A 14,101-nucleotide genomic window follows, 5' to 3' on the forward strand; every position below is an offset into this window, starting at 1 on the left:
ATGCATAAAAGCGTATCCATTTTAGCAAATGAATACGCTTTTTGGGAAAAAATGTTTCGAAAAATTTTATTGAGGTATTAAACCACCTGATTTACCTTAAGCCATGCTCGCTCAATCGAGTTCAAAATACCCTTAGCATCTAAACCACAATCTTGTAGCATTTGATTATGTGTCGCCTGATGCAAGAACGAGTCTGGTAGACCTAAATTAATGATAGGTTTAACAATTTGTTCTTGAGCCATAAACTCATTCACTGCACTACCCGCACCACCCATAATCGCGTGTTCTTCAACTGTCACGAATAAATGAGTATGCTCAGCCAAGTCTCGAATCATTTGTTCATCAAGCGGTTTTACGAAGCGCATATTTACAACACACACACTGACGTCATGTTTTTGCGCAAATTGCTCAGCTGCTTCCAGAGCAACCATGACACGACTACCAAATGCTAAAACCGTAATCTGCTCATCACTGTTTGCTTTAATTTCTGCAACAATTTCAGCTTTACCCAATTCAAGAACAGTCATCTCTTTTTGGATTTCGACGCCCACACCTGCACCACGTGGATAGCGTACCGCAGCCGGGCCATTATAGGCATAGGCCGTATGAAGCATTTGACGGCATTCATTTTCATCTTTCGGTGCCATGATCACCATATTAGGCACAGTACGCATATAGGCATAGTCATATGCACCTGCATGCGTTGGACCATCTTCACCAACCAAGCCTGCACGGTCAATACCAAAAGTCACGTCAAGATTTTGCAATGCGACATCATGAATAAGCTGATCGTAACCACGCTGCAGGAATGTTGAATAAATGGCGACAACAGGTTTTAGCCCTTCGCATGCCATTCCTGCTGCAAGTGTTACAGCATGCTGCTCTGCAATCGCGACATCGAAGAAACGCTGAGGAAATTGCTTCGCAAATTTAACCATGCCCGAGCCTTCACACATTGCAGGCGTGATCGCAAGCAAACGCTCATCTTGTGCAGCTTCATCACATAACCACTCACCAAACACATCAGAGTATTTTGGTGGTGTTTTCCCGCCCGAAGCAGCATTAATTTTGCCAATCGCATGGTAAGTAATAGGGTCTGCTTCAGCAGGAGCAAAGCCTTTACCTTTCTTGGTATAAACGTGAACTAAACGTGGACCTTTGCGTTTTTTGAGCGCATTGAACACCTGAACCAACTGAGTGACATCGTGTCCATCAAAAGGCCCGAAATAATCAAAACCAATTGCTTTAAATAAATTATCTGCCGCGTCGGTTGCCGATTGGTGTAATCGAGAGTTATATGTCCATTTTGGATGTGGCTGGATATAAGCTTCACCATGTTCATTGACATTAACTAAATGACCTTTTTCCCAAATTGCAGCTAAATGTTTGGCAAAGCCACCTGTACTGCAAGAAATCGACATATCGTTGTCATTGAGTACAACAATTAAATCTGCATCATGAGCAACAGCATCATTCATTGCTTCAAATGCCATGCCCGCAGTCATTGCACCATCACCCACAATACAAACGACTTCACATGGGTCTTTCTGATAGCGACGTGCCAAAGACATACCCAAACCAGCTGAAATAGCAGTTGAAGAATGCCCTACCCCAAAGGTATCAAAAACAGACTCTTCTCTGGCTGGGAAAGCAGCCAATCCATTTTTAGCGCGAATGGTCGTAATTTGTTCACGGCGTCCAGTCAGGATTTTATGTGGGTATGCTTGGTGTCCCACATCCCAAACTAAACGGTCATTTGGTGTATTAAAGCAATAATGCAGCGCTACCGTCAGCTCAACCACGCCGAGGTTAGCACCGAAATGGCCACCACTCTGGCCTGCTGCATATAAAATATATTGACGCAACTCATCAGCCACTTGTAGTAATTGGCTATGCTCGAGCTGACGTAATTGTTGAGGATGATCAATCGCATCTAACAATGGCGTAACAGGGCGTTGAGTTGGAATTTCGGTATACAACATATGTGGCAAAGCCTTTATAAGCCTGGCAAATCCTAAGCTGGGTCAAAATGGGTCGATCATACAATCGAATGAAGTCACCTTCAATCAGCCACATTTGCGAACGAGATCATGCAAAGCAGTCTCTCATACAGTATGGGTATGGTTGGCAGATTATCCTGAATAATCTGACTATTTATCAACTATTATCGTCTTCTTTATACAAAAAAGAAAACCTTAGTGTGCAAAATGATTATGACAATTCGACCAATCTCCCAGCATTACGCTATACTTTAAACCGTTTTCGGTTAAAAGATGAGTTAATCTGTGCCTATAGAGTTCATTGCAACATCAAAACTCCCGACCGCTTTTGGTGAATTCAATATTTCTGTGTTTCAAGATCCCGTAACAGGTGAAGAACATGTGGCACTTTCCAAAGGGTTAGAAAATCCGCCAACGGGTCCTGTTTTGGTTCGCGTACATTCTGAATGCTTAACGGGTGATGCGTTTGCATCATTGAAATGTGACTGTGGCCCACAACTACAAGCCACTCAGAAACTCATCAATGAAGCAGGACAAGGTGTAATTTTATACTTACGCCAAGAAGGACGCGGTATTGGTTTAACCAATAAAATTCGTGCTTATGCTCTGCAAGATCAGGGGCACGATACAGTAGATGCCAATTTACTACTGAATTTACCCGCCGATGCACGTCGTTACGATATGTGCAGTATTATGCTCGACCACTTAAAAGTGAAAGAAGTTAAATTAATTACCAATAATCCTTTGAAAATTCAGGCACTCAAAGATCAAGGTATTAATGTCATAGACCGTGTACCTTTAACTGTCGGCCGCAACCCTTTTAATGAACAATATTTAAAAACCAAACGGGAAAGAATGGATCACCTTTACCAAAAAGATGATTTTTGATTTCGAGTCCAAAATTTAAAAATTATATTTAAGGGATTTTTTCAGGAATTAGAAAAAATCCCTTACTTTTTTTATGGATTTATGTTTTGATGTATCTAATCTATTTCGATCATCTTTGAGGGTCATTATGCAACATCCGACTTCAACAGATATTCAACGTGTCCGCGAATTTCTCCTCGATTTACAAGCCCGTATTTGTGCCGGTTTAGAACAACAAGAAAAAGCTGGTGGTGGGACAGCAGAATTTATCATTGATGATTGGGAGCGCCCTGAAGGCGGTGGCGGCCGTTCACGTGTACTGCAAAATGGTACAGTGATTGAAAAAGGCGGCGTGATGTTTTCACATATCAACATTAGTAAACTGCCTGCTTCTGCAACAGAACGTCACCCTCAAATTGCAGGGGCAAAAGCTCAAGCGCTAGGTGTGTCTTTAGTCATTCACCCTAAAAACCCGAATATTCCAACCTCGCATGCGAATGTCCGCTTATTCGTTGCAGAGCGTGAAGGTCAAGATCCGATTTGGTGGTTTGGTGGAGGTTTTGACTTAACGCCATTTTATCCAGATGACCAAGATGTTTTAAATTGGCACCAAGCCGCTTATGACCTGTGTAAGCCTTTTGGTGACAATGTTTATGCTGAACATAAAAAATGGTGCGATGACTATTTCTATTTAAAGCATCGCGATGAACAACGTGGTGTGGGTGGTTTATTCTTTGATGATTTAAATTGCTGGGATTTCGAAACCTGCTTTAAATATATTCAAGCAGTAGGTAATGGTTATTTAAATGCGATCTTGCCAATTTTCGAAAAACACCGTGAACAGCCTTATACCGAAGCTCAACGCGAATTTCAGCTTTATCGCCGTGGCAGATATGTCGAATATAACTTGGTGTATGACCGCGGTACGTTGTTTGGATTACAAACAGGTGGCCGTATTGAGTCGATTTTAGTTAGCTTACCTAATCTAGCTGCATGGTCTTATCGCCCTGAATGGGATGAAGACTCTCCAGAGAAGCGTTTAACTGACTACTATTTAAAACCTCGTGATTGGTTAGGTTTAGAAGAAAAAGTCGCCTAATTTTTTGTTTTGGGGATTCTTTGGCTTCCACCCTAAAGAATCTCCTTTTTTGATTTCCATTTGCCTTCATTCAAATATTTTTTCTTGTGCTATTTTGACTTATAGTGAGGCCTGCTGAATATTCAGTGCAGACTCTATCTGCTTCATGCCATTTTAAAATTTTGGATATAACAATGACCAAACAGTTTGCAGTAATTGGCAATCCGATCGAACAATCACGCTCTCCTGAATTGCATCATGCTTTCGCTGAAAAAACAGGTGTTGATCTAAACTATCAAAAACGGCTTGCTCCTCTTGACGGTTTTGAATCGAGCATGCGAAGTTTTTTTGCAGAAGGCGGCAGTGGTATGAACGTTACTGTTCCTTTTAAAGAGCAAGCTTTTGCTTTATGTGATGTGTTAACCGAGCGTGCTCAAATTGCTAAAGCTGTAAATACGTTATGGATGGAAAATGGCAAATTGCATGGTGACAATACAGACGGCCAAGGCTTAGTTGCCGCAATTCAAGCTTTGGAATGGAATCTTGAAAATACAACTATTTTAATTTTAGGAGCTGGCGGCGCAACGCGTGGTGTTATTTATCCCCTTGTACAGGCTGGTACCCAAAAAATCGTCATTGCAAACCGAACTTTAGCTCGTGCAGAACAACTTGTAGATGACTTAAAAACAGCAGTTCCACAAGCCCAATTACAAGCAATTTCCCTAAATGATTTAGAAGGCGATTTTGATATTGTGATTAATGCAACTTCGGCAAGTCTTTCAGGCGATGCTTTACAACTACCTGAAAAATTAAAATTTAAATATGCCTATGAAATGGCTTATGGCAAACCTTCTAGTTTCCTTGATCAAGCGAAACAGCGTAATGTGCCTTATGCGGAAGGTTTTGGCATGTTAGTAGGCCAAGCTATAGAAGCCTTCTCTATCTGGAATAATGTACGACCACAATTAAAAGATTTTCTATAAACCAAAAAAAGAACCTACATATGTAGGTTCTTTTTTATCTTACTTATTATTTTCTAGCGGCAACCATTTGCTTATAAACCTCACGGAAAATTTCATAATCGATAAATTCATTATGTTCAGGTTTTAAGTTCTGAATTGTTTTTTCCGAAAGCTGTTTTTTACGAGCAGCCACATAAACATTCCCTAAAATATCAGCCGTTTCTGATAACAGATGCTTTTCTTCAGCAGAAACACCATTTTGTTTTTCAAACTCTAACTGATACTGTTTTGAGAAAAGTTGGGCTGGCTGTTTATATTGCTTCTGTAGCTTTTGCCAAGCTTCACGCCCTGTTTTACCTTGTATAGTCGTTAATACAATATGATCTACAGCACGTCCTAACTCGTGGTCAAACTGATCATCTTGTTCAAGATGATGTTTTTTCTGTAAAGCGGTAATACGCTCTAAGGCTTTTCCTTGAGGATTATATGTATCTTCATCAGAGAACCAGTAAGCATAAACCTCAGCAATTTCTTGGAGTTGTTGAACTGAGTAATACTTAATATATGACGGTTTTTCGGCAGTCAATTTGGCAATAAATACTGCTTTATAAGTTTTGTCATAAGCATGCGTTGCATCATAGGTTTTATCTGCAAGTACAGCCAGATTTGCATCTAAATCTTGTACATCACTATGTGTGCCCACAGGGTGCTCTGAAACATCACTTTGCCCAAGCTTTTCACTAAAACCTTTAATAAAGTTTTCCAGCATAGAACCTTTACTTGCTTCAGCCACAGATTTAGCTTGTTTAAGCTGCTGCTGATCAATTGAAGTCGCTTTCCCATAATTCAGAATTTGCATATCTGCTTTAATATTGAAGCGGTGCTTAAACTCAGCTGGCGTATAATCAACATCGTAATCCATATTGACTGCACGGCCTTTGTCATCTAAAGCCACATCAATTGTGATTGGGTTTCTTTGCTTCGGTAAAGCTTGTTCAATTTCATCCTTATGTTTTAACCAAAGAGCCTTGAAGGCTTCATCATTAATAAACTGGTTTTGGTTATAAGCTTCAAAAGTTTGCTTTAAAGCGTCCTGACGAGACTTGATTTGCGCTTTTTGAATACTTGTATCGCTCTGATCCAGGACATCAATACCGTAGATTTGGCAATAATTAATATCCCCTAAAGCGACCGGGTTTTTAAGTGATTTTAATTCAATACATTGATCTTCCGTCAGTGCAACTACTTCTTCATTTTCTGAAGTTTGTTCAGTCTCTGCTACAGCTACATCACTCGCCTCTTCACTAGAAGCAGACTCTACTTCCTCATCTTCAGAAGTAGAGGTATTACCTAAATGAGCATTAACAAGGGAGTACAACTGTTGGCTAACAGCAGCGGCGTCATCAGAAGAAACCTTTTGTTCTTCTTTACCTGCAGTGCCTTTTTTCGCATCAGAAGCAGCAATCTCTGCGGCAAGCGTTTCAGCAAGTTTTTCCTCATCAAGACCTAAAACACTTTTTTGAAGATATTTTTCATTAACTTGCCCAAACAAATCTACTTCTAAAAGTAGTTGCTCAACCGTCGTCTTTAAACGAATTCTTTCAACCGCCCCTGCTTTACGATCAGCCTCAGTCAACGATACACGTTGTAAGTTTTGCGGTTCAGCTAATCGATATGAAACAGCACTTGAAGCTTTAAGGTATTCAATAAATTTCTTCTTATCGACATTTTTAAAGAAGGCTTTATATTTTGAGAAATCAACATAAGCTAAATTATTTTGGTTATCTTTATTGACCAAATATGGCATCAAACCAAAATAATTTATGTAAAACTTATAATTCTCAAGATCAAGCACCATTGGCAATTTTGCCTGAACTAAAAGTGTCGGTTTTTCATATCTAGCAGTTAAATTAAATGAACCCATTTTTTGACGATAATGTATCGAGCCGTCATAACTAAACTGAAGATCATTTAACAAATTAAATAATACGGTATTAATTTTTTCAGAACGTGCTGAGGAAGTCAGTCCCAAATCACCTTGTTCGTTTGCAATCGCCGCATATAAGGTTTGTTTCTGTGCTTTACTTAAGGCAACTTTTTGTTCACGTAAATATTGATCAACTTTCTTTTGTAATTCAGCGTCTAGCTTAGCAGTATTCTCAGCTTTTACATTTTGCTTTATTTGTGAAGGATCAACGGTAATTTTAAAGTTTCCGTGATAATCATAACTTGGGTATTCATACATCGCATTAACACTTTGAATGGCTTTTTGCTCTAAACTCGCAGATGCCACCTGTGGACGCACGCCGTGTTGTGCACATGCCGTCAAGCCCAAACTAAATAAACATAAACTGAGATATTTTAAATGCATAACCTTTTTTAAAACCTTATCGCTTTATCTTTTTAACAAAACTTGCTAAAAATAAAAAAAATTAGTTGTTTTTTCACATAAAAGTATAAGTCCCGACTTTAGCAGAAATTATAATTTTAGGTGTATTTATTTTCGACAAAATTCGCTTTTCTGACATTCCTTTCGGGTTCGATTAACATTGTATTTTTATCATGCGAGTGAATAATCAAATCATCGATTCAGATAATCCCACAATGATTCAAAATTAGGATTAAAGCCATGCCAGCATATAAAGCTCCGCTACACGATATCCGCTTCTTAATGAATGAAGTACTAGACTATCCTGCTCACTACAAAACTTTATCAAATGGTGAAAGTGCAGATCCTGATACAGTAGATATGATTCTTGAAGGTGCAGCAGATTATTGTGAAAATGTACTGTCTCCACTTAACCAATCTGGCGATGAAGAAGGTTGCCATTTTGACAACGGCGAAGTTAAAACGCCAAAAGGTTTTAAAGAAGCTTATGACCAGTTTGTAATGGGTGGCTGGCAAGGTCTTTCTTATCCTGAAGAATTTGGTGGTCAAGGCCTACCAATGTCTTTAAACCTGATTAAATCAGAGATGATGGGTACTGCGAACTGGTCATTTACCATGTATCCAGGTTTAAGCTCAGGCTGTATGAATACTATTTTGCAATTCGGTACAGATGAGCAAAAACAAACGTATATGCCGAAACTTGTTGAAGGTACATGGAGCGGCACAATGTGCTTAACCGAACCTCAATGTGGTACAGACTTAGGTCAGGTAAAAACCAAAGCTGAACCACAAGCTGACGGCACTTATAAGATTTCTGGTACAAAAATCTTTATTTCTGCCGGTGAGCATGATTTAACAGAAAACATTATTCATATTGTGCTTGCACGTCTTCCAGATGCACCAGCAGGTACTCGTGGTATTTCATTATTTATCGTCCCTAAATTTATCCCAACTGCGGATGGCGGCGTAGGTGAACGTAATACTGTAAGCTGTGGTTCAATCGAACACAAAATGGGTATCCGCGCTTCTGCAACTGCTGTATTGAACTTTGATAATGCAACAGGTTACCTCATTGGTGAAGTAAACAAAGGCTTACATGCCATGTTTACCTTTATGAACACAGCGCGTATTGGTACTGCGGTTCAAGGTATTGCCCATGCAGAGTTATCTTTCCAAGGCGCTCTACCATATGCCAAAGAACGTATGTCTATGCGTGCCCTTTCTGGTAAAAAAGATCCAGATAAAGTTGCTGATGCAATCATTCACCATGCTGACGTACGCCGCATGTTGTTAACTCAAAAAGCAATCGCTGAAGGTGGTCGTTCAATGATCTACTACGCAGCACAGCTTGCTGACAAAATGACAGATGCTTTGACACGCGGTGACCAAGCTGCATTTGAAGATTATGACGATAAACTTGGTTTCTATACACCAATTTTAAAAGGTTTCTTGACCGAGCTTGGCCTAGAAGCTGCTAACCACGGTATGCAAGTGTACGGCGGCCATGGTTACATCAAAGAATGGGGTATGGAGCAAATCGTACGTGATGCCCGTATTTCTACTTTGTATGAAGGAACAACTGGTGTTCAAGCACTTGATTTGATTGGCCGTAAAGTGTTGTTAAGCTCAAAAGGTAAAGTAGTTCGTGAATACACTGCTGAAATCTTAAAGTTCTGTGCTGCACATGCTCGTAATAAATACTTACGTCGTTTTGCTTGGGACTTAACAAAGCTTTGTGCTCAGTGGAACACTTTAACTGTTCGTATCATGCTTGCTGCACGTAAAGATCGTGACATCGTATCTTCTGCTTCTGTAGATTTCTTGATGTTCTCAGGCTATGTGATGATGGCTTATTTCTGGGCACAACAAGCAGTTGTCGCTTCTGAAAAATTAGAAGCAGGTAATGGCCAAGAAACTCCTGAGTTCTATAAAGCAAAAATTAAAGTTGCAGATTTCTACTTTGACCGTTTATTACCACGTGCTCAAGGTCATGCAGAGTCAATGGTAACGACTTCTCGTACGCTGACTTCATTACCAGCGGAACACTTTAGTTTCGACTACTAATGATGTATAGACTGTAAAATCAAAAGAGCGCAATTGATATTGCGCTCTTTTTTACTTTGCTAAAATTGGCTTTACTCTTTATCAAGTACATAAGCTTTTGTAGGAACAAAATAATTTTGTTCCAAAAACTCACGGTTTTTACCAAAATCGCTATAAAATAATTTTTCTAAATTTACGACCAATCTTTGTTTTGCATCAATATCAAAATAGAAGTTAACATCTGATAAAGGACATTGAATCGTTAACTCATGAGCGGCAGGTTCGACCTTCCATTTCAAGGAAGGACATAATTGATTGATGACTGCGCTTTTTGAGCCATCTTTACTACCAACACGACCAAAATGAACAACATTCCAATACGCAGTTCCATCAGGTAATAAATTTAAAATATATTCTGCCTCGCCTGTTTCACAATCGGCAAAATTATCTTCACATGAAATACGAGTGTGATAACGGCCTGCATATTGTTGGTCTGCTTCGGATAGTTTTGAGGTTTGATCTGGAACGCCCTCAGGCAAGAAAGTTCGCCCCGCTGCATCATCTAAAGTTTTAACCTTCGTGGTGCTTTTAATCAAACTATCTTCATGTCTAGAAGTCGTTGCTACCGCGGAGTGATCTTTAGAGTCGGCATGATTTACATCGCAGGCACTTAACCCCATACACAAGATGGCTGCCACACCCAAATGTTTTATTAAAAGACCAGACCACTTCAAAGACATATACATCATTCACATACAACAGCAATGCTACAGTTCAACCTTATTGTTCAGGAACGATATCATCGCTGCTACAAACACTTTCAGCCCCGAAACAGTGCATTTTAGTAGATGTTGCTTTCATTGATTTAAACCATTTACATATTTTAACCATTTTTAGTTTTGTGAACCTTTAATTCATTCGGATTGGCTCCATATTCTTATTAACCAAGTGAATAAATGATTCCTTGTAACTTATATATTTGAGGAGACTTAGATGGCCAATTCTGGTTTATATCGCTCGAACCGACAAAGCATGATCGCCGGTGTAATGGGCGGTATTGCTGAACGATTTGGTTGGAATGCAAATTTATTACGCATTATTTTCGTGTTAGTTTCGATAATGAGCGCGGCTTTTCCAGGGATTTTAGTGTACTTAGTTTTATGGTTGGTTATTCCTAAAAAACAGCCAGAACAAGTGCAAGGTTATCAACAACCTGTTCGCACTGTACGAGAAGAACAAATACATTAAATAACTTAGTTTATTTTGGTCGCTACGGTTGCATCCCCTAATCAACCGTAGCTTTTTTTATATTTAAAATTACAATTTACGATTTAACTGCTGTTGTAAAGCCGCAATCATATCTGCACGGCTAATGATTCCAATCAGTTTTCGTTCCTCAACCACTGGAATATAGTTAAAAGACTTCTCAACAAAGTAAGGTACAAGGTCTTGAATCGGCTGAGTTGGCAGTACAGTAACTACTCGACGACTCATAATTTGTCTTACGTAATGCTGCCATGAGTTTCTTGGATCTGTTGCCCCTTTAAACCATTCCACAACTTCATATAGCGCCAAAGTACCCACTAAATGGTTGTCTGCATTAACTACAGGCAAACTCATGAGATTTTCTTGTTTAAATTTATCTAATGCCTGATGAATATCATCATTTTCATGCAATTTAATCACATCACGGCTCATAATATCCTGACAGGTATATTGGTTCACCATACGTTCATTGGCATGTTCTTGCGCTTCTAAAATGATTTTTTCTAAGTCGTACTGGCTGATATCTAACAGTTCAGTATGATGTTCTAATGCATACTCAATATCTTTTGGCTGAATTGATACTTTTTGAGTGGGCGTTGGATCTTTACTACGCTCATTTAAATGTGCAGTAACCGGATAATGTCGCCCAATCAATCGATTAAAAAATACAGCAAAACCGAGTAGAAGTAATGAGTTGAGCAGAACCGGATAAAAAACGAAATAAAAGCCTAATTTATGAATGGCAGCGCCGCCCAACACAGCCGTAATCGCAACTGCTCCACTAGGTGGATGCAAGGAGTCGGTAGTCATCATCAAAAATATGGCAAAACCCACAGCCACGCTAAAAGCCGTGGTTAAATCCGGAATCCACTGTGCACAGGCGACCCCAATAATTCCGGCTAATGTATTACCGACAATAACATTCCAAGGCTGAGCCAATGGACTGGTAGGTACAGCAAATAAGAGAACAGATGAGGCCCCCATTGGTGCAATGTACCAAGCATTAATTCCGCCTAAAACATACCAGCTAATTAACGAGGAAATTGCTAAACCACATAGCGCTCCAACGCCACAAAGCAACCTTTCTTTTAGGGGTAAAACCTTAAAATTCGGTTTTAAAATCTGTAACCATTCTGGCTGTATAACACTCACAGTACACCTTAGGGGATATGCCGTTATTTATAACGGGCAAAAGTATACGCCCAAAGCCACATAAAGTGCATTTAAATTATATCTTTCAATTATCAGAAAACCTGTTGAATGTGCTCTTACTATTTTAATGTTTTAATATTCAATTAACTTTTCATTTAAATAGCGCCAGTATCTTTTTGGCAAATATTGCACATGAAGCTTAATATTTTGGCGTTCCGTAATATTAACGCTTTTAAAATAATCCTTCCAAAGCTGATCATATAAAACTTCCTGCTCATCTAGCTCAAGCTGAAAACTTTGGCTCATTCCATTTTTTAAATTACGGTCAACGTCAGAGGCTTCGAGTGAAACTTCATGTATTTCCCGTAAATCATAATACAGTCCAAACTTGCGTTGCTCATCATAAATGAGCCAACGCTGATCTTGATAACGCCGTTTAAAATGCGGCTGAATAAGCGGTAAAACATTAAAATCAGGACGAACCAGACTTAAAAAAAGCTCATCTTTGGTTTTCTTAAAACGAATAAAAGCCTCCATCCGATGCTTTTCTCGTCCGACTTTTTTCGTCCACTGTGTAATCGCTAAAACGCTGGGATGTGAATAATCTTTTTCTATAGAAACATGGCTACTAAACACATAAATACAGTAATTAAATAAATGCTGATAGGCATCTAAAGATTCGGATAAATAAGCAAAATAAAATTGTTTTAACGAAGAAGATGAAAGCTTTTTTTGTAGCGCAGCCCAAACACGTTCAGCATGTTGCCCGTTATTTACAACCTCAATTTTATCGGCAAATAATCCATGTTGAGCTGCATCATTCAAACAGAGCCTGACCTGTAATTCTTTAAATTGAAATGCACGAAATACACAGCTCAGCAGCCCAACCATTGAACCATCAAAATAGTAAGCGACTTCCTCATTAAACATGGCTATAACCCAAGGCTTAATTGTGGCGAAAGCTGCTGCACATATTTCGACGAGCCTTGCATTAAAATCTGCTGCCGAATAAAACTTGAAGATAGTTCTTTTTGGAATTTTGGACTGTCTTCACAGCGAATAAAGAATTTTGCTCGTTGATAGGCCACACCGAGTTTTTTAAGTAAATCAATATGGATTTTTCCAAAACGACGAGCCTGCACAATTTTCTTGGCTGATTTCACACCAATGCCCGGTACACGTAAAATCATCTGGTAATCGGCACGGTTTAAATCTACCGGAAACTGTTCAGGATGCCTTAAGGCCCAGCTTAATTTTGGGTCTACATCAAGGTCTAAATTAGGGTGTTTTTCATTGACGATTTCATTGACTTCAAAACCGTAAAAACGCATCAGCCAGTCACTTTGATAGAGTCGGTTTTCCCTCAATAATGGCGGTGCAGAGCCAACTGCGGGCAAGTAATTATTTTCAGTATTAATTGGGATATAACCCGAAAAATAGACACGTTTGAGTTTAAATTCTTTATAGTGTTTGTCAGCCATAAACAAAACATCTTGGTCTGACTCTTGATGAGCGCCAACAACCATTTGCGTGGTCTGCCCTGCTGGTACATATTTCGGCACGTGCTTAATAATTTGTCGCTCATCTTTCAATTGAATGAGCCGGTCACGAACCAAACCTAAATCTTTTTGTACTTCCTGATGTGATTTTTCTGGCGCAAAAGTTTTTAACCCAATCTCAGTCGGCATCTCTAAATTAATACTCATCCGGTCAGCATATAAACCTGCTTCATGGATCAGTTCAGGCGATGCACCCGGAATTGTTTTTAGGTGAATATAACCATTAAAGTTTTCTTCAAGACGTAACTTTTTCACGACTTGAAGCATACGCTCCATCGTGTGATCGGCCGATTTAAAAATGCCTGAGCTTAAAAATAAACCTTCAATATAATTACGGCGGTAAAAATTAATGGTTAAGTCTACAACCTCTTGCACCGTAAATGCCGCACGCTGGACGTCATTAGAACGGCGTGAAACACAATAGGCGCAGTCAAAAATACAGACATTGCTAAATAGAATTTTTAAGAGAGATACACAGCGGCCATCTTCGGTATAGCTATGGCAAATACCCGAATGACTGGCATCCCCCAGACCTTTATTTTTGTTTTTACGATCACTGCCACTTGATGAACAAGACACATCATATTTAGCAGCATCAGCAAGAATTTGTAGTTTTTCTCGAATGCGATCAGACATATCAAACGACTCATTTTTGGCATCGTTTAAAAAATATCATTTCGCATTCTTAAATTTAATCCAGTGAAATACGCTCGGCGTCATGAAGTGACGTTTTAATTCTGCTCAAGCTAGTTCTGTTTATTAAATCAGATATAATTACTAAAAAT

At 39.2% G+C, this 14,101-nt stretch carries 11 protein-coding genes; 5 read left to right on the forward strand and 6 right to left on the reverse strand.

The window, feature by feature from the left end:
- Positions 1-77 precede the first annotated feature (77 nt).
- Positions 78-1,982 carry a 1-deoxy-D-xylulose-5-phosphate synthase gene (gene dxs / locus RFX69_RS09585; RefSeq protein ID WP_000967375.1) on the reverse strand — a complete coding sequence of 635 codons (1,905 nt, stop codon included), beginning with the start codon at positions 1,980-1,982 and terminating at the stop codon, positions 78-80.
- A 303-nt stretch (positions 1,983-2,285) separates the two neighbouring features.
- On the opposite strand from dxs, the gene ribA reads away from it, so the two are divergent.
- The 3 genes from ribA (at position 2,286) to aroE (ending at position 4,928) form a co-directional block, all read left to right on the forward strand.
- Complete coding sequence (ribA, locus tag RFX69_RS09590) at positions 2,286-2,888, forward strand: GTP cyclohydrolase II (RefSeq protein WP_078202483.1); 603 nt, start codon at positions 2,286-2,288, stop codon at positions 2,886-2,888.
- 127 nt (positions 2,889-3,015) lie between these two features.
- Positions 3,016-3,966, forward strand: coding sequence for an oxygen-dependent coproporphyrinogen oxidase (gene hemF, locus RFX69_RS09595; protein ID WP_001164616.1), 951 nt, complete (start codon positions 3,016-3,018; stop codon positions 3,964-3,966).
- Positions 3,967-4,139: 173 nt separating this feature from the next.
- Entirely contained in the window at positions 4,140-4,928 is a 789-nt protein-coding gene (aroE, locus tag RFX69_RS09600) for a shikimate dehydrogenase (RefSeq protein ID WP_272294125.1), read from the forward strand.
- A 46-nt stretch (positions 4,929-4,974) separates the two neighbouring features.
- On the opposite strand, the gene RFX69_RS09605 is transcribed toward aroE, so the two are convergent.
- Positions 4,975-7,278, reverse strand: coding sequence for a hypothetical protein (locus RFX69_RS09605; protein ID WP_272294124.1), 2,304 nt, complete (start codon positions 7,276-7,278; stop codon positions 4,975-4,977).
- 258 nt (positions 7,279-7,536) lie between these two features.
- Between RFX69_RS09605 and RFX69_RS09610 the strand changes: the two genes are divergently transcribed.
- Entirely contained in the window at positions 7,537-9,360 is a 1,824-nt protein-coding gene (locus tag RFX69_RS09610; protein WP_001112080.1) for an acyl-CoA dehydrogenase C-terminal domain-containing protein, read from the forward strand.
- 71 nt (positions 9,361-9,431) lie between these two features.
- On the opposite strand, the gene RFX69_RS09615 is transcribed toward RFX69_RS09610, so the two are convergent.
- Positions 9,432-10,079, reverse strand: coding sequence for a hypothetical protein (locus RFX69_RS09615; protein WP_000054175.1), 648 nt, complete (start codon positions 10,077-10,079; stop codon positions 9,432-9,434).
- Between the two features lie 253 nt (positions 10,080-10,332).
- Between RFX69_RS09615 and RFX69_RS09620 the strand changes: the two genes are divergently transcribed.
- Entirely contained in the window at positions 10,333-10,587 is a 255-nt protein-coding gene (locus tag RFX69_RS09620; RefSeq protein ID WP_000013717.1) for a PspC domain-containing protein, read from the forward strand.
- 69 nt (positions 10,588-10,656) lie between these two features.
- Here RFX69_RS09620 and RFX69_RS09625 read toward each other — a convergent pair whose 3' ends face one another.
- From RFX69_RS09625 to RFX69_RS09635, 3 genes are all read right to left on the reverse strand, one after another.
- On the reverse strand, positions 10,657-11,757 hold the full coding sequence (locus RFX69_RS09625) for an HPP family protein (RefSeq protein ID WP_000111462.1): 1,101 nt from the start codon (positions 11,755-11,757) through the stop codon (positions 10,657-10,659).
- A gap of 132 nt (positions 11,758-11,889) precedes the next feature.
- On the reverse strand, positions 11,890-12,687 hold the full coding sequence (locus RFX69_RS09630; protein WP_017815941.1) for a TIGR03915 family putative DNA repair protein: 798 nt from the start codon (positions 12,685-12,687) through the stop codon (positions 11,890-11,892).
- A gap of 2 nt (positions 12,688-12,689) precedes the next feature.
- Entirely contained in the window at positions 12,690-13,952 is a 1,263-nt protein-coding gene (locus tag RFX69_RS09635; RefSeq protein ID WP_017815942.1) for a putative DNA modification/repair radical SAM protein, read from the reverse strand.
- Between the last annotated feature and the right edge of the window lie 149 nt (positions 13,953-14,101).

Source organism: Acinetobacter sp. 148, from assembly GCF_031196675.1.
Taxonomy (GTDB): Bacteria; Pseudomonadota; Gammaproteobacteria; order Pseudomonadales; family Moraxellaceae; genus Acinetobacter; species Acinetobacter baumannii.

Excerpts from the sequence above, each read along its gene's own strand:
- dxs (WP_000967375.1), bottom strand. The coding sequence starts at position 1,982 with ATGTTGTATACCGAAATTCCAACTCAACGCCCTGTTACGCCATTGTTA.
- hemF (WP_001164616.1), top strand. The coding sequence starts at position 3,016 with ATGCAACATCCGACTTCAACAGATATTCAACGTGTCCGCGAATTTCTC.
- aroE (WP_272294125.1), top strand. The coding sequence starts at position 4,140 with ATGACCAAACAGTTTGCAGTAATTGGCAATCCGATCGAACAATCACGC.
- RFX69_RS09605 (WP_272294124.1), bottom strand. The coding sequence starts at position 7,278 with ATGCATTTAAAATATCTCAGTTTATGTTTATTTAGTTTGGGCTTGACG.
- RFX69_RS09610 (WP_001112080.1), top strand. The coding sequence starts at position 7,537 with ATGCCAGCATATAAAGCTCCGCTACACGATATCCGCTTCTTAATGAAT.
- RFX69_RS09615 (WP_000054175.1), bottom strand. The coding sequence starts at position 10,079 with ATGTCTTTGAAGTGGTCTGGTCTTTTAATAAAACATTTGGGTGTGGCA.
- RFX69_RS09620 (WP_000013717.1), top strand. The coding sequence starts at position 10,333 with ATGGCCAATTCTGGTTTATATCGCTCGAACCGACAAAGCATGATCGCC.
- RFX69_RS09630 (WP_017815941.1), bottom strand. The coding sequence starts at position 12,687 with ATGTTTAATGAGGAAGTCGCTTACTATTTTGATGGTTCAATGGTTGGG.
- RFX69_RS09635 (WP_017815942.1), bottom strand. The coding sequence starts at position 13,952 with ATGTCTGATCGCATTCGAGAAAAACTACAAATTCTTGCTGATGCTGCT.